This window comes from Vibrio sp. TRT 17S01 (genome assembly GCF_050113695.1).
Taxonomy (GTDB): domain Bacteria; phylum Pseudomonadota; class Gammaproteobacteria; order Enterobacterales; family Vibrionaceae; genus Vibrio.
The window spans coordinates 65,458-86,243 of record NZ_JBNJOG010000013.1 but is presented as its reverse complement, the minus strand read 5'-3'; the positions used below and the strand labels follow the sequence as shown (position 1 = coordinate 86,243).

Genomic DNA, 20,786 nt, shown 5'->3' with positions numbered 1-20,786 from the left:
TCCATGCTTAAGAAATTCATAGAGGATATCGAGCATCATTTTGAACCAGGTGGTAAGCATGAAAAGTGGTTTGCTCTGTATGAAGCAGCAGCGACACTATTCTACACACCAGGTCTAGTAACAAAACGTAGCTCGCACGTTCGTGATAGCGTTGACCTAAAACGTATCATGATCATGGTTTGGTTTGCGGTATTCCCAGCAATGTTCTGGGGTATGTACAACGCAGGTGGCCAAGCTATCGCAGCACTTAACCACATGTATGTAGGTGACCAACTAGCAGCTGTTGTTGCTGGTAATTGGCATTACTGGCTAACCGAAATGCTTGGCGGCTCTTTAGGCGCTGATGCTGGTGTCGGCAGTAAAATGCTATTAGGTGCGACTTACTTCCTACCTATCTACGCAACAGTATTTATTGTTGGTGGTTTTTGGGAAGTGCTTTTCTGTATGGTGCGCAAGCACGAAGTAAACGAAGGTTTCTTTGTAACTTCTATCCTATTCGCACTTATCGTTCCACCAACGCTACCTCTATGGCAAGCAGCACTAGGTATTACCTTTGGTGTTGTTGTTGCTAAAGAGATCTTCGGTGGTACAGGTCGTAACTTCCTTAACCCAGCACTTGCTGGTCGTGCGTTCCTATTCTTCGCTTACCCTGCTCAAATTTCAGGTGACGTTGTATGGACTGCGGCTGATGGCTTCTCTGGTGCAACAGCACTTAGCCAATGGGCACAAGGTGGTAACGGTGCACTAGTGAATACCGTGACTGGCGCTCCAATTACTTGGATGGATGCTTTCATCGGTAACATCCCTGGTTCAATTGGTGAAGTATCGACTCTAGCACTATTGATCGGTGCAGCAATGATCGTGTACATGCGTATCGCTTCATGGCGCATCATTGCGGGTGTAATGATCGGTATGATTGCTGTTTCTACACTGTTTAACGTGATCGGCTCTGACACTAACCCTATGTTTAACATGCCATGGCACTGGCACCTAGTTTTGGGTGGTTTTGCATTCGGTATGTTCTTTATGGCGACAGACCCTGTATCTGCTTCATTTACCAACAAAGGTAAGTTGTGGTACGGCATCCTAATCGGTGCAATGTGTGTAATGATTCGTGTGGTTAACCCTGCATACCCAGAAGGTATGATGCTGGCTATCCTATTTGCGAACCTGTTTGCACCTCTGTTCGACCATCTAGTTGTTGAGAAGAACATCAAGCGGAGAAAAGCGCGCTATGGCAAGTAATAACGATAGCATTAAAAAGACGCTGTTTGTTGTTATCGCGTTGAGCCTGGTGTGCTCAATCATCGTATCAACAGCAGCAGTAGGCCTGCGTAGCCAACAGAAAGCAAATGCAGTGTTGGATAAGCAGACGAAGATTATCGAAGTTGCAGGAATTGACACTGAAGGTAAGAAAGTACCTGAGCTATTTGCACAGTACATCGAACCTCGTCTTCTAGACTTTGATACTGGTAACTTTGTTGACGGTAACGCAGCTGAGTACGATCAGCGTAAAGCGGCTAAGAACCCTTCTGAGTCTATCAAGCTAACTGCTGAACAAGACAAAGCGAAGATCCTACGTCGTGCTAACACTGGCGTTGTTTACTTAGTTAAACAAGGTGATAACGTTGCTAAGATCATCCTACCTGTTCACGGTACTGGTCTATGGTCAATGATGTACGCATTTGTAGCAGTTGAAACAGACGGCAACACAGTTTCTGGCATCACATACTACGAGCAAGGTGAAACTCCTGGACTTGGTGGTGAAGTTGAAAACCCAACATGGCGTGCACAATTTGTTGGCAAGAAACTGTTCGACGAAAACCACAAGCCTGCAATCAAGGTTGTGAAAGGCGGTGCACCAGCTGGTTCTGAGCACGGTGTTGATGGTCTATCTGGCGCAACACTAACTGGTAACGGTGTTCAGGGTACATTCGACTTCTGGTTAGGCGATATGGGCTTTGGTCCTTTCCTAGCAAAAGTTCGTGACGGAGGTCTGAACTAATGTCTAGCGCACAAAACATTAAAAAGAGCATTATGGCGCCGGTGTTGGATAACAACCCGATCGCGCTGCAAGTTCTTGGTGTATGTTCTGCTCTTGCAGTAACAACTAAACTAGAAACTGCATTTGTTATGACTCTAGCGGTAACGTTTGTAACGGCTTTGTCTAACTTCTCAGTATCTCTAATCCGTAACCACATTCCTAACAGCGTGCGTATCATCGTTCAAATGGCGATCATTGCATCTTTAGTAATCGTGGTTGACCAAGTGCTAAAAGCATACCTATACGATATCTCTAAACAGCTATCTGTATTCGTAGGTCTGATCATCACGAACTGTATTGTAATGGGTCGTGCTGAAGCATTTGCGATGAAGTCTGCACCATTCCCATCATTTATCGATGGTATTGGTAACGGCTTGGGTTACGGCTTCGTTCTTATCACTGTAGGTTTCTTCCGTGAACTATTTGGCTCAGGTAAGCTATTTGGTATGGAAGTTCTGCCTTTGGTGAGCAACGGTGGTTGGTATCAGCCAAACGGCATGATGCTTCTTGCACCGTCTGCATTCTTCCTGATCGGCTTCCTAATCTGGGTAATCCGTATTCTGAAACCAGAACAAGTAGAAGCGAAGGAGTAAGGGCGTCATGGAACATTACATTAGTCTATTAGTTAAATCGATTTTCATCGAAAACTTAGCACTATCGTTCTTCTTAGGTATGTGTACTTTCCTTGCCGTATCTAAGAAAGTTAAAACTTCGTTCGGCCTTGGTGTTGCCGTTGTTTTCGTACTGACAGTAGCAGTACCAGTAAACAACTTGCTTTATAACCTCGTACTGAAAGAAAACGTGCTAGTGGAAGGTGTGGATCTAAGCTTCCTTAACTTCATCACCTTTATCGGTGTAATTGCCGCATTAGTACAGATTCTAGAAATGATCCTCGATCGTTTCTTCCCACCTCTGTACAACGCGCTAGGTATCTTCCTGCCACTGATCACAGTAAACTGTGCGATCTTTGGTGGTGTGTCTTTCATGGTGCAGCGCGACTACAACTTTGCTGAATCTGTAGTATATGGTTTCGGTTCTGGTGTGGGTTGGTTGCTGGCAATCGTTGCTCTTGCAGGTATCCGTGAGAAGATGAAGTACTCAGACGTGCCTCCAGGTCTTCGTGGTCTAGGTATCACGTTTATCACTGTAGGTCTTATGGCGTTAGGCTTTATGTCTTTCTCTGGTGTTCAACTGTAAGTCGGGTAAACCGCAACAATTAAGGAATAGTCAATGGACATTATTCTTGGTGTAGTGATGTTTACTCTGATCGTACTTGCGCTAGTTCTAGTGATTCTTTTCGCTAAATCTAAGCTTGTACCAACAGGTGACATTACAATTTCGGTGAACGATGACCCATCATTGGCGATCGTTACACAACCAGGCGGTAAGCTTCTGGGTGCTCTAGCTGGTGCTGGCGTATTCGTATCTTCTGCTTGTGGTGGCGGTGGCTCATGTGGTCAGTGTCGCGTAAAAGTTAAATCAGGTGGTGGTGACATTCTACCTACCGAGCTTGACCATATTACAAAAGGTGAAGCGCGTGAAGGTGAGCGTCTAGCGTGTCAGGTTGCAATGAAAACTGACATGGACATCGAACTTCCTGAAGAAATCTTCGGCGTTAAGAAGTGGGAATGTACTGTTATCTCCAACGATAACAAAGCAACATTCATCAAAGAGCTTAAGCTACAAATTCCAGATGGAGAATCAGTACCTTTCCGTGCTGGTGGTTACATCCAGATTGAAGCGCCAGCTCACCACGTGAAATACGCTGACTTCGATGTACCTGAAGAGTACCGCGAAGATTGGGACAAATTTAACCTGTTCCGCTACGAGTCTAAAGTAAACGAAGAAACGATCCGCGCTTACTCTATGGCTAACTACCCAGAGGAAGAAGGTATTATTATGCTTAACGTGCGTATCGCTACGCCGCCGCCTAATAATCCTGATGTACCACCTGGTATTATGTCTTCGTTCATCTGGTCTCTTAAAGAAGGCGACAAGTGTACGATTTCTGGTCCATTCGGTGAGTTCTTCGCGAAAGACACAGATGCTGAAATGGTATTCGTTGGTGGTGGTGCGGGTATGGCGCCTATGCGTTCGCACATCTTCGACCAACTTAAGCGTTTGAAGTCTAAGCGTAAGATGTCTTTCTGGTATGGTGCACGTTCTAAGCGTGAAATGTTCTATGTGGAAGACTTCGATGGCTTAGCGTCTGAGAATGACAACTTCGTATGGCATTGTGCTCTGTCTGATCCACTTCCAGAAGATAACTGGGATGGCTACACAGGCTTTATCCACAATGTACTTTACGAGAACTATCTACGTGATCATGATGCTCCAGAAGACTGTGAGTACTACATGTGTGGTCCACCAATGATGAACGCAGCTGTTATCGGCATGCTAAAAGATCTTGGTGTAGAAGATGAAAACATTCTGTTGGATGACTTCGGTGGTTAATCCCATTTAAGTACCTGAATGTTATGGCTGGCTCATTTGAGTCAGCCATTATTTTTTCACCAAGTTGATATAGAAGAAAGTCATTCTGTTTCAATGCAGTCTTCTATATCCATTTAATGATAATAGGAGTAAACAAGTGAAAAAGTGGCTTGTTGCATTCGCTTCTCTATTGATTCTTGCTGGTTGTGACCGAGCAACAGAGCAGGTTCATTTAAGTGGCCCTACGATGGGAACCACATACAACATTAAGTATATTCCAGCTAAAGAGAGTCCAGCTCCCGCTGAATTGCAAAAAGAAATCGATCGTCTGTTGGAAGAAGTAAACGACCAAATGTCGACGTATCGCAAAGACTCAGAGCTTAGCCGTTTTAATCAGAATCTTTCCTCTGAAGCATTTGAAGTTTCCCCTCAAACAGCGACCGTGGTGAAAGAAGCGGTCCGACTAAACGGTCTTACTTTAGGTGCATTAGATGTAACGGTTGGGCCGTTAGTGAACTTATGGGGCTTTGGACCGGAAGCACGTCCTGAGGTAGTACCAACTGATGCTGAGCTCAGTGAGCGTAAAGCGATGACAGGTATCCAACACTTAACGGTCAAAGGGAATACGTTGCAAAAAGATATCCCGAATCTTTACGTTGATCTCTCGACGATTGCTAAAGGTTGGGGGGTAGATGTTGTTGCAGATTACATTCAGTCCCAAGGTATCCTAAACTACATGGTTGAGGTTGGCGGTGAAATGCGTCTTAAAGGTGTAAACCGTGAAGGCGTTGCGTGGCGTATTGCGATAGAGAAGCCTTCAGTAGAAGAGCGTGCGATCCAAGAGATTATTGAACCAGGCGACATGGCGATAGCGACCTCAGGTGATTACCGCAACTACTTTGAGCGTGATGGTGTACGTTATTCCCACATTATCAACCCAGAAACAGGTAAGCCAATTAACCATAAAGTCGTTTCTGTTACCGTACTAGACAAGTCATCGATGACAGCGGATGGCTTGGCTACAGGATTGATGGTTTTAGGGGAAGAACAAGGGATGAAGGTTGCGGAAGAGCACAATATTCCTGTATTTATGATTGTAAAAACGGATGATGGTTTCCAAGAGCTTGCATCATCGGCCTACAAACCATACATGAACAAATAATATTTAAGTGAGCATGTCATTATGAGTACATATCTAATTACATTTGGTGTGTTTATGGCCGTGATTGCTGCTATGTCAATCGGCTACATTATCCAAAGAAAAGTTGTGAAAGGCAGCTGTGGTGGTCTTGGGGCTGTGGGTATTGAAAAAGTGTGTAATTGTCCTGAACCATGTGATGCACGTAAAAAGCGTGAAGCTCGAGAGGCAGCTCGACAAGAAAAACTCGCCGCTTGGGAAAAAGATAGAATTGCTTAAGTAAAAAAGCCCATTTATGGGCTTTTTTTATTGATAAATCAGCTTATTCCTGCCGGCTTCTTTGGCCTGATAGAGGCGGTCATCTGCCCCTGTTATTTGCTGGGCAAGTGGAGCAAGTTGCTGATTAGCTCCAATACTGACTGTGAGGTTTATCGGACTACCTTGATGAGAGATTGGCGTTTTCTCAACGCGTTGTCGCATTTGCTCTAACCGGGTAACAAAATCATCATACGGCCCACAATTAACGATACAAAACTCCTCTCCACCAAAACGAACAATGGTGTCGTTGGCGAAATAGATTTTGAGGATATTTGCGACCATCAGTAATGCCGCGTCTCCGCCATCGTGACCATACACATCGTTCACCTTTTTGAAGTAATCGATATCCACCATGGCAACAGAGCGATCATGACAGTTTTTACATGTTTGTTCGAAGAGGTAACGACGATTCCAAAGCCCAGTTAGTGCATCTTGGTTTGCTAGTTTAAAAAGCTCATCTCGTGCTTCTTTCATATCGAGCATTTGGTGAATGCGGCAGTAGAACTCTTCATGATTAAAGGGTTTATGAAGGAAGTCGTTAGCACCTGCTTTTAGAAAACGTGCTGTCATGGTGCGATCATTACTGCCCGATACACCTAGTATCGCCATGCTATTTTTATCGTGGATCTGGCGAATTTCTTTGGTCATGGTAATGCCATCTTTCTCTGGCATGTCGTGGTCACTAATGACAAAGGTGATATCTGGGTTACGTTGAAGAATGTCTAACGCTTGCTGCCCGTTTTCTGCTTGAGTTGTTTTTATGTACTGGTGCTCCAAAAGGGAGGAAATATGTTTGCGTACTGTCGGAGAGTCATCCACAACCAAAGCATGATGGTTTGGGTTATTCATCAATCGTTTGGCTAAAGAAATAACGTAAGAGACAGAGCTGGTGCTTTCTTTGAGGATGTAATCGACAACGCCTTTAGAGATAAAATGTTCACGAGTATGCTCGTTAAACGTGGCTGTCAGTACAATGACCTTTTGTTGCCGATTTAAGACTAAGTCGATGACTTCGCCATTTTCTGCATCAGGAAGACAATAATCCAATAACGCAAAAAGGAAGTCGTCTTGCTGCTCAAGTACGTGTTCGGCTTCTTTATACGAACCAACGTCTACGATCTCAAAACCTAACGCAGAGAGTTGCTGGCAAAGGTACTTTCTAAATGTACGGCTGTCTTCAACTACGAGGATCTTGTAACTCAACCGAAGGCTCCTTGATAAAATTTTCGCCACTTTAGTTTAGCGTGATTATTAATCATATTTAATAATTTAATTTATAAATTGTATACCTAGACAAGGTTATTGGCTTCTTTGTTGTAAAATAATATACTGTTTTTTTATACAGTCCGGTAAAAGGTGTGATATGGAACCCGCAACACTCCGCAAGATCATTCATATCGATATGGATTGTTTCTATGCTGCTGTTGAGATGCGTGATAATCCAGAATATCGTCATCGACCCTTCGCCGTGGGTGGTAGCGAGCGCCAACGGGGAGTGATCAGTACGAGTAATTATGAGGCGCGTCAATTTGGCGTTCGAAGTGCGATGTCTACGGCAAAGGCCCTCCAATTATGTCCTGAGTTACTTGTCATTCCTGGACGAATGTCCGTTTATCAAGCCATTTCAAAGCAAATTCGTGAAATCTTTTCTCGCTACACAAGCCTTATTGAACCGCTGTCGTTAGACGAAGCATTTCTAGATGTGACGAATTCAACAGCATGTAAAGGCTCTGCGACACTCATCGCCCAAGCGATCCGAAATGACATATTTAAGGAGTTGGGTTTAACCGCATCAGCAGGCGTCGCACCGATTAAGTTTTTGGCTAAAGTAGCGTCAGATATGAATAAGCCGAATGGTCAATTCGTTGTTCCGCCAGAGCAAGTGCAATCGGTTATAGATACATTGCCGTTAGAGAGGATTCCGGGGGTGGGCAAAGTATCACTCGAGAAACTGCACAGTGCTGGATTTTATTTGTGTAAGGATGTCAGAGACAGTGACTATCGTGAGTTCTTGCGTCAATTTGGGCGCTTAGGCGCTTCTTTGTGGCAGCGCAGTCATGGCATTGATGAACGTGAAGTGATTGTAGAGCGAGAGCGTAAATCGGTGGGGGTTGAGCGCACCTTTACTCAGAATATTGTGACCTATGAACAATGTTGGCAAGTCATTGAAGAGAAACTTTATCCAGAACTAAAATCGCGGTTGGATGAAGCTCGGCCACAAAGAGAGATCATTAAACAAGGGATAAAAGTTAAGTTTGCTGATTTCCAACTGACGACCATTGAGCACATTCATCCCAAATTAGAGTTGCAAGATTTTAAAGCGCTACTTGGTAAAATATTAGAGCGTCAAAAAGGGCGAGAGATACGTTTGTTGGGCTTGAACGTCATGCTCAAGCCCGAAGTAGAGAGTAAACAACTTAGCTTTTTTGAATAGTTAGGGTCTCAACGGTATTCACTACTTGTTGAAAAGGTACGTTCGCTAGTTTCCCAAATCCCTCCATCTTATTTGCTTTCAGCTTTGTGGTGAGTGGGGTGGCAATTCCGCAGAGAAAGCGCGCTTGGGCTTGTAATGATAATTTTTGACTTGCCGCCTGAGTAAGAGGCGTTAGCCAATGATGGACTTGTTCTACCTCAACATCTTGTTGAGGTTGTATTGGAAGCTGAGCAACATTTCCTCGGCATACGGAGCAGTGGCCACAATGCTCTGGTGCATTGGTATCGGCAAAATAGCGTGCCAGTTTCGCACTCAAGCAGCTATCAGACTCAAAAAATGCAAGCAATTGCCTTAACCGCTCTATCTCGTGCGTTTCTTTAGTTAAGAATAATTGATGCAGTTGTTCAGTCAGAGTCGCAATAGATTGAGGGGAGTCTTTTACGCTATAGACGTCTGTGATCTGCTTACTTTCCAGCTCGATCCAACCTTGCTCGTGGAAGTAATCAAGTGCACTGATCACTCTTTGTCTATCTGCGTGATAATTGATCCAAAGTGCTTCGAAGTCGAGTTGGCACCATAATCTGGCTTGTGGAGCACATTGAAAAATCGCTTCAACAAATTGTCTACGTTCGGCTTGAAAGTGTTGGACGATCTGCTCTTTAGGACGGATAAACTTAAAGCGATAGTCGGCAAAGTAGCTGTATTTGGGCTCAATGACATTGGCAAGTTCTAGATAAACCAATAACGTTTTTAAAGGGAGCTGACGAATATTACTCTCTTGCGATAAACGGTTGAGCATGAGTTCCCATTGCGGGGCGTGTTGGATTGCTTGCTCAATCACATACTGTATGGCAGTGGCATCTGGAGTATCGCCAAATACAAAGTTTTCTAATGTATTTAAGCCGTTTTGATTTGCCAAAAGTAAGCATTGTGATGGTTGTCCATCTCTTCCTGCTCGGCCGATCTCTTGTGAGTAGTTCTCGATCGACTTAGGTAAGTCATAGTGGATCACGCGGCGAATATCCGCTTTATCCACTCCCATACCAAAGGCGATAGTAGCAACAATGCAAAAAATCTTCCCTTGCATAAATTGTTGCTGCAGTTCGCTTCTTACTTCACTTTTTAGTCCTGCATGATAAGCCAACGCATGAATACCACTGTCTCTTAGTGCGGCAGCTACTTGTTCTGCACTTTGCTGCAATGTGACATATACAATGGTGGGGGAATTAGGCTGCTGGTTTATGATTGAAATTAAAGTTGGAAGCTTTTCTTCATCTTGGCAAGGCTGAATGGTTAAATCTAAATTTGGGCGATAAAAGCCCGTTACCGTAATATTTTCCGGTGCAAGTGCAAACTTACTCTTCATATCGGCAATGACATCATTTGTTGCCGTGGCAGTGAGTAGCAAAACCTGCGGAATATTCAGTTGACGTTGGTAGTCTGGAAGTTTTAGGTAGTCCGGACGAAAATTGTGCCCCCATTCAGAAATACAGTGGGCTTCATCCACGACCAACAAAGAAATTGGAATTTGCGAGATAAATTGACGAAAGCGCTCGTTTTTTAATCGCTCAACGGAAATCATGAGGATCTTCGTTTGGCCTTCTCGTACTGATTGCATGACCTGTTGGGTGGTTTGGCGATCTTGTCCGGAATCAATTGAAGCGGCAGCGATTCCTTTACTGTGTAGAAAACTCAGCTGATCTTTCATCAAAGCGAGTAAAGGAGAGATCACCAAGGTCAGATGTGGCAGGTGAAGTGCTGGAAGTTGATAACAGAGAGACTTACCAGAACCCGTTGGAAATATTGCAGCGCAAGAGTGTCCTTCTAGGATGGCATCAATCACTTGCTTTTGTCCTAGGCGCAGTGAATCGAAGCCAAAGGTGGTCTTTAAAGTGTGTTCTAGCATGGCATTTATCTCTGTATCAGTATGGCGCTTATACTACCGGATTTTTACAAAACCTGTACCTGAAAAGGGCATGCGTATAAGCTGTCGCCATGAGCAAATTGACGTTGAATAGTATGAATAAGTTTGAGCTTGTAGAAAAAATTTGTCAGCAGTTAGAGCACAACCTGAAGATTGCTCAGTCAGCGACACAACAGGCAATGTCGGCGGCAACGGATGAAGAAACGGTCCCTGAGCACAAGTACGATACATTGGCGTTAGAGGCCTCTTATTTGGCTCATGGCCAAGCAATGCGCGTTGCAGAATATGAAGCTGATTTAGCGCAGTATCGTGCTTTAATTGTGAAAGAGGGAATGGATAAAGTGGCATTGGGAGCGTTGGTGGAACTGGTGGATGTTGAAGACAGTTATCGCTACGTCTACCTTGGCCCATGCGCTGGTGGAATCAAAGTCTATCACGAAGGCGTCGAAATTAGTGTTGTGACGCCAAAGTCGCCAATAGGCGCGGCACTCATTGGCAAAGTATTGGATGATGAAGTCAGTTATCAGATTGGAGACAACGTATTTAGTTACGAAATTAGCGCGATTGATTGACAGTTTGATAACGATAACTGAACCTAATCTGTTATGTTGTGATGAAAAGCTATGATGAGTAGATGATGATGAAACGTTTTATTTTTACCTTACCATTCTTATTTACCAGCCAGATTTGGGCGGCGCAGTGTCAGGTCGATCTTAAAAATGAAATCCGCCTTGATGGTCAACAGCTAGAGATCCATCAAGCAAATGGTGAGACCGCAATTCTGGATGACAATGATAACTTAGTGATCCACGGTGAGAAAATTGAATTAGACGCAGGGCAAAAAGAAGCCATTGCTCAATACCGCCAACATTTGAATGATCACTTACCACGAGCTAAGCAGATCGCTGAAGATGGTCTGAATTTAGCGAATGATATCATTGATGATGTCGCTAAAAGTTTAGATTCTCCCGAAGCATTCGATAGCGTCAAAGTTGCGATGAAAGATTTTTGGGCAAGCATTGAAGCTCGTTATTATAAAAATGGTGATTTGATTTTACCTGCTGAAAGTTTTGAATCCATGAGTAACACTTGGATGGAAGATTTTGCCAAGGCAAAAGACATATTTAATGATGAGTTCATTACCAGTGCCTTTGAAGCCATGTCTGCCAAAATGAAAGAAGAGGGTGGTTTGAACCTAACTGAGATGGCGAACAGCATGACTGAGCTTAAAGCTCGTATTTCTGAACGTATTGAATCTCACTCGGCAGATATTGAACAGCAAGGACAGGAGTTTTGTGACTCTTTAAACCAAATGGCAGAAGAAGAGCAACAACTTCATAAGAAGATCCCAGAGCTAAAAAATTATCAGATCTTCACCATATAATTTAGCGCCTTAGATAAAACAAACGTCTGATAAATAAGAGCGCCATATTGGCGCTCTTTTAGTTTCTCTCTATTGCCCGTTATTCATTTGGGTCAGCTTGTTCCCCACTGGCGTCGAGAAGTTAAAACCATCATGTTGATCCCAGTTTATTGACCATGTCATGACGCCTGCATAATTCGGATAATTAAATGCAGGAACAATTGAGCCACATTTGCTGCCTTTGGTCAGGCAATCCAACGCATCTAAAATATTTTGTGTTGGAGCTTGGCCTGAGTTAGCAGAACTTGGGCCCGAAGGCAGTCCGATAGCAACTTGATCATCACGTAGCGGTGCAAATAGGGTACCGTCTGCCAGTTCAAAACCTTCAATCAACATTTTTGATTGTGCAACCATCATATCTACAGAGCCTTCCGGAGCGCTACCTGGCATGTATGGGTTAGGTAATCCTCCGTTGTTGTACAACTGAACATGCAGCAAATCCAACGTACTACGTGTGTCATTGATCACCGGGATATAAGCCCCCCAAATTCCACTGTAAGCTACGTAGCCACCTTGAACATATGGATGTTCCGGCGCCATCGTCAAGTACATGTCTCCGCCCATGTTTTGCTCAATTTGCAATAATGCACGACCTAAACGAGCTTGAATTTGTGAACCATGAACGAGATTCGAACCACTTTCTAGATCCACATCTAAACCATCAAAGCCCCATTCTTGAATGATCGCGGTGAGGCTGTTGACGAAGTTCGCCTCATCGGTGTCTGTGTTGAGTGTAATGGTACCTTCAGCGCCACCTAAAGATAGAACAAACTTCTTACCTTTCGCTTGTAACGCTGCCATATCTTGCTTGAACTGAGCTGGGTCTAGAGCAGGACAGCTGCTATGGATATCACCAGAGTAAAGATTGAAGTGAACCGTACCATCGCTATTGCGATCGTTTTCTGCAAAAGCAATATCAATCACATCCCATGCTTGTGACATGTCAGCCAATCGAATCGGACAACCTGCACCATTGACGAAGTTGTGCCAGTAACCGATCAATTGATGTTTCTTCTGCGTTTGTTCAACAACGGTTACCGCCGCTGCATCGGACAATACGCTGCTGCCAACTGCATCGGTTGCTTGTGCTGCAACGGTGTAGTTACCAACGGCACCCGGCGTCCAGCTATAAGAGTAGGGTGCTGTTGTATCCGTGCCGACGACAGCGCCGTTCACCATAAACTCAACTTTGTTCACTGAGCTTGTCAGAGAGGTCGCATCAGCGGCTAGATTTAATGCCTTACCTAATCCCACTGTTTGACCAGAGGTTGGAGAGGTTAGTGATACGACCAAGTCCTGATCACTGACCGTGACGGTAACGCTGCTTTCATTGGTGTTACCATCATTATCGGTGGCGATGGCTTTCAAAGTATTCGCACCGATATTTGTTGCTAACCAGTCAACACTATATGGTGCTTGAGTGATGACACCAAGCGAGGTGTTACCGGCAAAGAACTCAACGCCAGTGACGCTACCATCAGCATCACTTGCTGAAGCGCTGATCGTTACATTAGCGCCCGCCAGTATAACCTGATTATCTGTTGGAGAAGTTATGCTGATGCTTGGCGGTGTGCTGCATGCTCCTAAGCCTGTCCATGCTTCTTGCCAGTAATCCCCTTTGCCAGGCTCGTAAGCCCAAGCCGAATCAGAAGAACACCAGCCTGCAATGTCACATTGATATTTCTGATTTAAGTTTTGTACTAACTGGCCTGCTGAATAGCTGGTTCCTGCAACATAGTGAGGTAATCCAGCACACCCGCCATTAGATCCGCCTGCAACTGAAAGAGATACTTGAGCACTATGGGTTGATTGATTGTCGTTGTCGGTTGCTTTAGCTGAGAAGGTTTGGTTGCCAGAAATGGCGCTCCAATCATGTTGGTAAGGTTCGGTTGTATCCGTTGCAACGACCTGTCCATTAACAAAAAACTCTACTTTTTCGACGCTACCATCACTGTCGCTGGCGTTGGCACTGAGCGTGACCACATCGCCTTCGCTGACCTGTTCTGATCCTGTCGGACTGGTAAGTGTGACACTTGGAGGGACTAGCGTGCCTGTTGGGGTTACTGAAATCGTTGCGCTGCTGGTGGTTGAGGCGTTCTCGTTGTCAGTAGCGGTAGCTTGGATCTGGCTTGCCCCTAACATCGCAGTCCAGCTAGCGCTGTATGGTGGTTGGGTTACTACAGCAATACTTTGACCATCAACAAAAAATTCTACTTGAGCCACGCTGCCGTTCGCATCTGTAGCAGTAGCTTCAATGCTGGTGACTGTGCCTTCTGGGATCTCAGCATTGTTAAGCGGTGAGGTTAACGATACTTCTGGTGGAATATTACCGCCAGCTGTATCACACAGTCCTAAGCTTTGCCATGCCTGCCAATCGCCTGAATTAGTCGCTGGATCATTGCCTTGTGTCCAATGTTGGGCTTGGTATGCGGTTCCAGATTGTTGAACCTGATCGCCAGACGTATAGATTGAACTTGAGTCCCAGATTGTTAGCGTCGAACAATCATAAGCATAAGCTTGAAAGCTCATTCCCAAGGCGGCGATGATCGCCCCTCTAAGTACATGAGAACACATGTTCCTCTCCTTGTTTTTTAACGGGTAGATAACTGATTAACTAATAAGACAGGAACAGAAAATTGCTGAAGAAACAGGCAATTCAATCTGAATTTTCCACATGGCTTCACGAGAAAACAAAGTATGAAAAAGTGCTTTCACGACTCTTTCGGCTCACTTCACGAAATTCTCGTTATGTTATTAGTCAGTTTTTTATCCTCTGACAATTGGTGAATTAATAGTCTTATAAACTGGTAATTTTGCGATGGATGGCGAATCTGGTGACTTTCTGGTTGAGTTATCGATATATCTGTAATACCGTACTAGCCAACTAGTTCGGTGGTATTGTGTAAGTGGTATGACACAGCAAACAAACTCTTCTTCTCGTGAGCATTTTGGCTCCCGTCTTGGTTTTATTCTCGCAGCAGCAGGCGCTGCGGTTGGTCTTGGCAACATCTGGGGTTTTCCTACCCAAGCAGCAAGTAATGGCGGCGGCGCGTTCTTACTGGTCTATCTAGTGATGATCCTTGTGGTTGCGTTTCCTATGCTGGTGGTTGAAATGGCAATTGGTCGCCACGGTCAAGCGAACCCAGTCGATAGTATGCGCTCACTTACCAGTAATCCTGTTGGTAAGCGTGTTGGTGCTGCCGTTGGTTGGATAGGCTTAAGTGTGCCGAGTGCGGTATTGGCTTTCTACAGCATCGTCGGTGGTTGGTTGATCTGCTTCTTACTTGGCGCTGTGGCTGATGTGTTAGGTATGGAGGCGGCAACCGCTTGGTTTAAAGGCTTTAGTGTTGAACGTAACCTTTTTGGTACGATTACTTTTTACGTTCTCACTATTTTAATTGTTCAAGGTGGTGTTAAAGAAGGGATTGAGAAGTGGTCGACACGCTTGATGCCGGCTCTGTTCATTTTATTTGGTCTGCTGTTTATCTACATCATGACGCAAAATGGCGCGATGGAAGGTTTAAAACATTACTTGATCCCAGACTTTGAGAAGGTGATGGACCGTAAGTTGATTCTAGCGGCAATGGGGCAAGGGTTCTTCTCGCTCACTATTGGTGGCTGTTCAATGCTGATTTATGGTTCTTACCTCAGTAAGAAAGAGAACCTGCCAAAGATGGCGATGAATGTGACGCTGGTGGATACCGCAGTTGCGTTTATTGCAGGACTGGTCGTGATGCCTGCTATGTTTGTCGCAATGCAAAAAGGCGTACAGATTTATGCGGAAGACGGGTCACTACTAAGCTCTGATACCTTGGTATTTACGGTGCTACCGTTGATGTTTGATAGCTTAGGTCTGTTAGGCCAGCTATTTGCGATAGTGTTCTTCTTGCTCCTGACCATTGCTGCGTTGACCTCTTCTATTTCAATGTTGGAGTGTCCTGTTGCTCTGGTAAGTGAACGTTTCAATACCAAACGTACCCCAACGAGTTGGGTACTTGGCGGTCTGATTGCCCTATTTAGCGTGGTCATCGTCTATAACTTTGGTGAGTTGTTTGGCTTGGTGGCGATGGTCGCCACACAGTACCTACAGCCAGCAGCAGCACTGCTATTCTGCCTATTTGGTGGCTGGGTGTGGAACCGTCATTCAAAGATTAAAGAGCTAGAGCAGGGTTGTCCTGAGTTCACGCAAGGCTGGTTTGGTAAGTTATGGCCTGCCTACGTGAAGTTTGTCTGCCCGATTCTAGTCGCGACGGTTATCTGGGCATCATTTGGTTGATAAGCCAGTAATGGATAGTAAAAAGCCCGCATAGTGATATGCGGGCTTTTTGTGTTTAACGGCTTCTGTTTACTGAGCAGGGGCGTTGATTTGACCAGTTGTTAAAGGATCAACGTCAAGGTCTGTGACCTCTTCAATGAACTCTTCTACGACTTGTTCCACTTCTTCGTCATCTTGCTCGAAGTAAGCTAAGTGGAAGATTGCATCGCCTTCGTTGACCAAAGGTAGTGTCTGTTGACCGATAACAATACCGCCTTTGCGAGCAGTCAGTTCAATCTCACTGTGGCCGAGTGGGGCGCTGATGTAAGCCAGCACCTGGCCTTTTTCAACTTTTTCACCCAGTGTTACCACCGTACGCAAGATGCCATCACTTTCAGCACGCAGCCAGCTAGTAGATTTCGCAATCACGGGGGTTGGCAGCCTTTTACGACTTGAGCGCAGCATGCCAATCGCCTGCATAACACGTTGTACACCGATGAAACCTGCACTGATACAAATTGGCTCAAAGCGTAATGCTTCGCCCGCTTCGTAAGTCAGAACCGGAATGCCTAGGCGTTCAGCCTCGCTACGCAGAGAACCATCACGTAGTGGAGCATCGACTATCACTGGCGTAGCGAACGCCTGAGCAATACGAAGTGTTTCTGGATTACTTAAATCTGCACGAATTTGTGGCAGGTTAGTGCGGTGAATTGCACCTGTGTGTAAGTCCAGAATGTAATCACAGCGCTTAGCGACCTGAGAGAAGAAAGTATTGGCCATACGTGATGCCAATGAACCTTTCTCACTTCCTGGGAAGCAGCGGTTTAGATCGCGTCGATCCGGTAGGTAACGCGATTTATGAATAAAGCCAAATACGTTGACGATTGGCACAGCAATCACGGTACCTTTGAGCTTGTTAGCGTCAATGGTGTTGATTAACTGGCGTACAATCTCAACGCCGTTAAGCTCATCACCATGGATAGCAGCATTGACCATTAAGACTGGTCCTGCTTGCTTACCATTGATGATCTCAACAGGGATCGATAAAGGCGAATGGGTATAAAGCTTCGCAGCTTCTAACTCAACAACCTTACGCTCTCCCGGCGAGATAGACTCGCCGAGAAATTCAAATGCGCTATTCTTCTTAGCCTTTGCCACGAGTTTTAGTCCTTTTGCTTGCCGCATTCTTTTCAATAAATTCGACAATCATTCCAGCAATGTCTTTACCAGTTGCGGCCTCAATACCTTCAAGACCTGGAGATGAGTTTACTTCCATGACTAATGGACCACGGTCTGATCTTAGTAGATCCACCCCAGCCACATTTAGACCCATTATCTTCGCCGCCGCTACCGCAGTACGGCGCTCTTCTGGAGTGATCTTAATTAAAGATGCGCTACCGCCACGGTGTAGGTTTGAGCGGAACTCGCCTTCAGCACCTTGACGCTTCATTGCTGCAATTACTTTGTCACCCAGTACGAAGCAGCGAATATCCGCGCCGCCCGCTTCCTTGATGTACTCTTGCACCATGATGTTTGCTTTTAGGCCCATGAACGCTTCTACAACACTTTCTGCAGCTTTACGTGTTTCAGCTAGAACCACACCGATGCCTTGAGTACCTTCTAGTAGCTTAATAACAACTGGCGCACCGCCAACCATTTCAAGTAGATCTTTTACGTCATCAGGCTTGCTTGCAAAACCTGTGATTGGCATGCCGATACCTTTGCGTGATAGCAACTGCATTGAGCGTAGCTTGTCACGAGAACGAGTGATCGCAACAGATTCGTTGACTGGGTAAACACCCATCATTTCGAACTGGCGTAATACCGCAGTACCGTAGAATGTTACTGACGCGCCGATTCGAGGAACAATCGCGTCAAAGCCAGACAGCTCTTCACCTTTAAAGTGGATCTCTGGTTTCTCTGAGTTGATATTCATGTAACAACGTAGCGCATCGATCACTTTCACTTCGTGACCACGGCTTTCTGCCGCTTCAATTAGACGCTTGGTTGAGTACAGGTTCGCGTTGCGAGACAGAATACCAATTTTCATTATTTGCTTTCCTCGAAAGGGACTAAAAACGATTCAACAGGGTCGACAATGATGCGATCGTGCATTGCAGTGCGACCTAATAACATGCGAAAAGCCATGTTTTCGCGATTAGTTAAAGTAATTTCGATTGGCCAACATTTTCCGCCAATGCTCAGTTCTGACTCGATAACGTAACGTGATTCTTCGTGACCACCCGAGTCGCGTACGATGCGCTCATCAATTACTTTAGCTTCACATACTGTTTCGAAATCCGTGTCATGTTGTTTTGGGTGAATCCAGAAGCGGACCCACAGAGCTTCGTCCTTTTTAAAGCTCTCTACTTTGAACGCGTGTAAGCAAGACGTCCTAGCTCCGGTATCAATTTTTGCGTTAATTTCATTAATACCTAAACCTGGCAGGCTAAGAGTTTCTCGCCAACCGACTAATAGTTTTTCTTTCATCGCAGTAACATAATTTTAGAGAGTATTTAAGATGCTCGAGTGAAGTGAGCATCCCCAACATAACACGGTCGAATTGTGCCGAGTCTTGTGCTTGAAGAGGGTAAGAATGTACCCAAAGGCGCTTCAAGGAGGGCGACTGTAGCAACCAAGGATGGGTGTGACTAACGAAAAAATAATACCGTTACGACAAAAATTATTTATCGATAGAAAAAGAGTGGCAATAAAAAAGCCAGCTAATCTGAGCTGGCTTTTGGGATAAGTTTTTCTAATGGAATGTTGCTATTTTAGCAAATTATGCCTTTTCAGGAATTGCTTCAAGAAGTGCAACCATTTGATCCCAGAATAGAGCAACGGTATCAATTTTCACTTTTTCATCTGGCGAGTGAGGGAACTTGATGGTTGGGCCAAAAGAAACCATATCCATGTTCGGGTAAGGTTCTTTAAATAGACCACATTCAAGACCTGCGTGGATTACCATGATGTTTGGTTTGTGACCGTAGATGCCTTCATACATATCACGGAAGATCGCCATGATTTCAGAATCAGCGTCTGGTTTCCAACCAGGGTAAGCGCCAGAAAATTCAATTTGTGCACCTGCCAGTTCAGCCACAGAAGCCAGCGTGCCTTCTACTTGTTGACGACCAGAGTCTATTAGTGAGCGAACAAGGCATAGAACTTGAATCTGGTTCTCTTCTGTTGTGATAACACCCACGTTAAGAGAAGTTTCTACCACGCCTTCGATTTCGTCGCTCATGCGGATCACGCCATTTGGACATGCATTTAGTGCTGCGATGAAACGTTGATGGTCTGCAACCACTAGAGCGTGAGCGTCAGTGTCGATGGCTTCGTTGAACGAAACAATGTCCGTTTCCACTTTACCTAGTTCTGTTTTAAGCAGGTTAGTGTAGAAGTCAAATAGTTCTGCAAGTTTTGCTTCGTTTTCAGCAGGAACCGCTACCGTTACGAATGCTTCGCGAGGAATCGCATTACGTAGGCTACCACCGCGGAATTCCACTAGACGAAGATCAAGCTCTTGTGCGTGACCCGCTAGGAAACGAGCAACCAGTTTATTTGCGTTACCACGACCGGTGTGAATATCACAACCAGAGTGACCGCCTTTTAGGCCTTTAAGCACTAGCTGGCGAGTAACGTAACCTGCTGGGATTGCTTCACGTTTGATATCGAACGTCATTTGACCATCAATACCGCCAGCGCAACCCATGTAGACTTCGCCTTCTTGCTCAGAGTCAGTGTTTAAAAGGATCTCACCTTCTAACCAACCAGCTTCAAGACCAAACGCTCCAGTCATACCTGCTTCTTCATCAATTGTCAGCAGTACTTCAAGAGGGCCATGTTTGAGATCTTTTGATGCAAGCACTGCCAGACAAGATGCCATACCCATACCATTGTCTGCACCAAGTGTGGTGCCTTTTGCTGTTACCCATTCACCATCAATGTAGGGTTGAATTGGATCTTTGGTAAAGTCGTGGTCTGTGTCTTCATTTTTTTGAGGAACCATATCAATGTGAGCTTGAAGCACCACACCTTTACGGTTTTCCATTCCAGCCGTCGCAGGCTTTTTGATAAATACGTTGCCGATTGGATCTCGGCGAACCTCTAGACCTTGTTCCGTTGCCCAATCTACGATGTATTGAGCTAGCGTTTCTTCATGTTTTGAAGGGTGTGGAATAGAACAAATCTTGTCGAAGAACTGCCACAAAGGCTGTGGTGACAAGTGGCTAATTTCAGAATGGAATTCAGACACGGAAGACTCCTTTTGTAGTGTTTTTCCACATATTTGATTGCATTTTTGCCTATCAAATAGAGTTAATATCCAAAATTTGGGTATTGAGTAGAGAGGGCAGCATACCACTACAGCGTCTCTTGGAGTAGTCGCAGTGGCTAGATTCCATCATTCTCATCAAGAGTTGCAAGATTGGTATTTATCGAATATGACACAGGGTTTGTATTGATTTGTTCTTTACTTAGAAAATTGATTGATAATGCTGTAATTTAATTACTAAATTTTATTGATTATTATCATATTATGAACTTTTTGTGACTTTGGTCACTTTTGGGGTTGTAATTTTATTTCTTTGGGGGTATATTGTAACCAACTTCGCAAGCGAAGAGAAAATGCTCAAAGGATGAGTCCGATTTATCGCCTCCAAGGAACCGAGAAATCAACGTATGTTTCATTGATTTAGAAGGTGATGTTTATGAAAGGTTTACCAAGTGCAACGTTCTGGCTAAACAGCTCTGTTTACACAAGTAACTTTGCATACCCTACAACTTTTGGCTACTAAGCCGGGAATTGTAACTCTCGA

At 44.8% G+C, this 20,786-nt stretch carries 18 protein-coding genes; 11 read left to right on the top strand and 7 right to left on the bottom strand.

Annotated features, from left to right (window positions below; genetic code table 11):
- Positions 1-3 precede the first annotated feature (3 nt).
- The 7 genes from ACQEXS_RS17715 (at position 4) to nqrM (ending at position 5,894) form a co-directional block, all read left to right on the top strand.
- Positions 4-1,245, top strand: coding sequence for an NADH:ubiquinone reductase (Na(+)-transporting) subunit B (locus tag ACQEXS_RS17715; RefSeq protein WP_427011588.1), 1,242 nt, complete (start codon positions 4-6; stop codon positions 1,243-1,245).
- A complete protein-coding gene (locus ACQEXS_RS17710) occupies positions 1,235-2,005 on the top strand; it encodes a Na(+)-translocating NADH-quinone reductase subunit C (protein WP_427011589.1) in 771 nt (256 codons plus the stop codon). The genes ACQEXS_RS17715 and ACQEXS_RS17710 overlap by 11 nt, the downstream gene beginning before the upstream one ends.
- Positions 2,005-2,637 carry an NADH:ubiquinone reductase (Na(+)-transporting) subunit D gene (locus tag ACQEXS_RS17705; protein WP_427014715.1) on the top strand — a complete coding sequence of 211 codons (633 nt, stop codon included), beginning with the start codon at positions 2,005-2,007 and terminating at the stop codon, positions 2,635-2,637. Before ACQEXS_RS17710 ends, ACQEXS_RS17705 begins: the two co-directional genes overlap by 1 nt.
- 7 nt (positions 2,638-2,644) lie before the next feature.
- The gene (nqrE, locus tag ACQEXS_RS17700) at positions 2,645-3,241 is read left to right on the top strand and encodes an NADH:ubiquinone reductase (Na(+)-transporting) subunit E (RefSeq protein ID WP_367988311.1); all 597 of its coding nucleotides are present in this window, start codon (positions 2,645-2,647) and stop codon (positions 3,239-3,241) included.
- A gap of 33 nt (positions 3,242-3,274) precedes the next feature.
- Positions 3,275-4,498, top strand: a complete 1,224-nt coding sequence (gene nqrF / locus ACQEXS_RS17695) for an NADH:ubiquinone reductase (Na(+)-transporting) subunit F (protein ID WP_367988312.1) — start codon at positions 3,275-3,277, stop codon at positions 4,496-4,498.
- Between the two features lie 136 nt (positions 4,499-4,634).
- Positions 4,635-5,639 (top strand): FAD:protein FMN transferase, encoded by a 1,005-nt coding sequence (locus ACQEXS_RS17690; protein ID WP_427014714.1) that lies wholly within the window; start codon positions 4,635-4,637, stop codon positions 5,637-5,639.
- Between the two features lie 21 nt (positions 5,640-5,660).
- Positions 5,661-5,894 (top strand): (Na+)-NQR maturation NqrM, encoded by a 234-nt coding sequence (nqrM, locus tag ACQEXS_RS17685; RefSeq protein ID WP_367988314.1) that lies wholly within the window; start codon positions 5,661-5,663, stop codon positions 5,892-5,894.
- Positions 5,895-5,921: 27 nt separating this feature from the next.
- On the opposite strand, the gene ACQEXS_RS17680 is transcribed toward nqrM, so the two are convergent.
- Positions 5,922-7,136 (bottom strand): response regulator, encoded by a 1,215-nt coding sequence (locus tag ACQEXS_RS17680; protein ID WP_427014713.1) that lies wholly within the window; start codon positions 7,134-7,136, stop codon positions 5,922-5,924.
- A gap of 160 nt (positions 7,137-7,296) precedes the next feature.
- On the opposite strand from ACQEXS_RS17680, the gene dinB reads away from it, so the two are divergent.
- A complete protein-coding gene (gene dinB / locus ACQEXS_RS17675) occupies positions 7,297-8,367 on the top strand; it encodes a DNA polymerase IV (RefSeq protein ID WP_367988316.1) in 1,071 nt (356 codons plus the stop codon).
- Here the strand turns inward: dinB and ACQEXS_RS17670 are convergent.
- Positions 8,351-10,273, bottom strand: coding sequence for a RecQ family ATP-dependent DNA helicase (locus ACQEXS_RS17670; protein ID WP_427014712.1), 1,923 nt, complete (start codon positions 10,271-10,273; stop codon positions 8,351-8,353). The genes dinB and ACQEXS_RS17670 overlap by 17 nt on opposite strands.
- A 113-nt stretch (positions 10,274-10,386) precedes the next feature.
- Here ACQEXS_RS17670 and ACQEXS_RS17665 point away from each other — a divergent pair, with 113 nt between their 5' ends.
- Both ACQEXS_RS17665 and ACQEXS_RS17660 read left to right on the top strand, forming a co-directional pair.
- Positions 10,387-10,863, top strand: coding sequence for a GreA/GreB family elongation factor (locus tag ACQEXS_RS17665; RefSeq protein WP_427014711.1), 477 nt, complete (start codon positions 10,387-10,389; stop codon positions 10,861-10,863).
- A gap of 68 nt (positions 10,864-10,931) precedes the next feature.
- A complete protein-coding gene (locus tag ACQEXS_RS17660; protein ID WP_427014727.1) occupies positions 10,932-11,675 on the top strand; it encodes a YggN family protein in 744 nt (247 codons plus the stop codon).
- Between the two features lie 69 nt (positions 11,676-11,744).
- Here the strand turns inward: ACQEXS_RS17660 and ACQEXS_RS17655 are convergent, their stop codons facing one another.
- The gene (locus ACQEXS_RS17655) at positions 11,745-14,288 is read right to left on the bottom strand and encodes an Ig-like domain-containing protein (protein WP_427014710.1); all 2,544 of its coding nucleotides are present in this window, start codon (positions 14,286-14,288) and stop codon (positions 11,745-11,747) included.
- A gap of 337 nt (positions 14,289-14,625) precedes the next feature.
- On the opposite strand from ACQEXS_RS17655, the gene ACQEXS_RS17650 reads away from it, so the two are divergent.
- Positions 14,626-15,990: a sodium-dependent transporter gene (locus ACQEXS_RS17650; protein ID WP_427014709.1), complete on the top strand. Its 1,365-nt coding sequence runs from the start codon at positions 14,626-14,628 to the stop codon at positions 15,988-15,990.
- A gap of 69 nt (positions 15,991-16,059) precedes the next feature.
- Here ACQEXS_RS17650 and ACQEXS_RS17645 read toward each other — a convergent pair whose 3' ends face one another.
- From ACQEXS_RS17645 to ACQEXS_RS17630, 4 genes are all read right to left on the bottom strand, one after another.
- A complete protein-coding gene (locus ACQEXS_RS17645; protein ID WP_427014708.1) occupies positions 16,060-17,154 on the bottom strand; it encodes a succinylglutamate desuccinylase/aspartoacylase family protein in 1,095 nt (364 codons plus the stop codon).
- A complete protein-coding gene (gene rimK / locus ACQEXS_RS17640; protein WP_004415299.1) occupies positions 17,114-18,019 on the bottom strand; it encodes a 30S ribosomal protein S6--L-glutamate ligase in 906 nt (301 codons plus the stop codon). Before rimK ends, ACQEXS_RS17645 begins: the two co-directional genes overlap by 41 nt.
- The gene (locus ACQEXS_RS17635; protein ID WP_427014707.1) at positions 18,019-18,459 is read right to left on the bottom strand and encodes an ATP-dependent zinc protease family protein; all 441 of its coding nucleotides are present in this window, start codon (positions 18,457-18,459) and stop codon (positions 18,019-18,021) included. The genes rimK and ACQEXS_RS17635 overlap by 1 nt, the downstream gene beginning before the upstream one ends.
- Positions 18,460-18,751: 292 nt before the next feature.
- A complete protein-coding gene (locus ACQEXS_RS17630) occupies positions 18,752-20,224 on the bottom strand; it encodes an aminoacyl-histidine dipeptidase (protein WP_427014706.1) in 1,473 nt (490 codons plus the stop codon).
- Between the last annotated feature and the right edge of the window lie 562 nt (positions 20,225-20,786).

Coding starts and splice junctions, on each gene's coding strand:
- ACQEXS_RS17635 (WP_427014707.1), bottom strand. CDS start 18,459: ATGAAAGAAAAACTATTAGTCGGTTGGCGAGAAACTCTTAGCCTGCCA.
- ACQEXS_RS17645 (WP_427014708.1), bottom strand. CDS start 17,154: ATGCGGCAAGCAAAAGGACTAAAACTCGTGGCAAAGGCTAAGAAGAAT.
- ACQEXS_RS17670 (WP_427014712.1), bottom strand. CDS start 10,273: ATGCTAGAACACACTTTAAAGACCACCTTTGGCTTCGATTCACTGCGC.
- ACQEXS_RS17660 (WP_427014727.1), top strand. CDS start 10,932: ATGAAACGTTTTATTTTTACCTTACCATTCTTATTTACCAGCCAGATT.
- ACQEXS_RS17655 (WP_427014710.1), bottom strand. CDS start 14,288: ATGTGTTCTCATGTACTTAGAGGGGCGATCATCGCCGCCTTGGGAATG.
- rimK (WP_004415299.1), bottom strand. CDS start 18,019: ATGAAAATTGGTATTCTGTCTCGCAACGCGAACCTGTACTCAACCAAG.
- nqrE (WP_367988311.1), top strand. CDS start 2,645: ATGGAACATTACATTAGTCTATTAGTTAAATCGATTTTCATCGAAAAC.
- ACQEXS_RS17715 (WP_427011588.1), top strand. CDS start 4: ATGCTTAAGAAATTCATAGAGGATATCGAGCATCATTTTGAACCAGGT.
- ACQEXS_RS17705 (WP_427014715.1), top strand. CDS start 2,005: ATGTCTAGCGCACAAAACATTAAAAAGAGCATTATGGCGCCGGTGTTG.
- ACQEXS_RS17665 (WP_427014711.1), top strand. CDS start 10,387: ATGAATAAGTTTGAGCTTGTAGAAAAAATTTGTCAGCAGTTAGAGCAC.
- dinB (WP_367988316.1), top strand. CDS start 7,297: ATGGAACCCGCAACACTCCGCAAGATCATTCATATCGATATGGATTGT.
- nqrM (WP_367988314.1), top strand. CDS start 5,661: ATGAGTACATATCTAATTACATTTGGTGTGTTTATGGCCGTGATTGCT.
- nqrF (WP_367988312.1), top strand. CDS start 3,275: ATGGACATTATTCTTGGTGTAGTGATGTTTACTCTGATCGTACTTGCG.
- ACQEXS_RS17650 (WP_427014709.1), top strand. CDS start 14,626: ATGACACAGCAAACAAACTCTTCTTCTCGTGAGCATTTTGGCTCCCGT.
- ACQEXS_RS17710 (WP_427011589.1), top strand. CDS start 1,235: ATGGCAAGTAATAACGATAGCATTAAAAAGACGCTGTTTGTTGTTATC.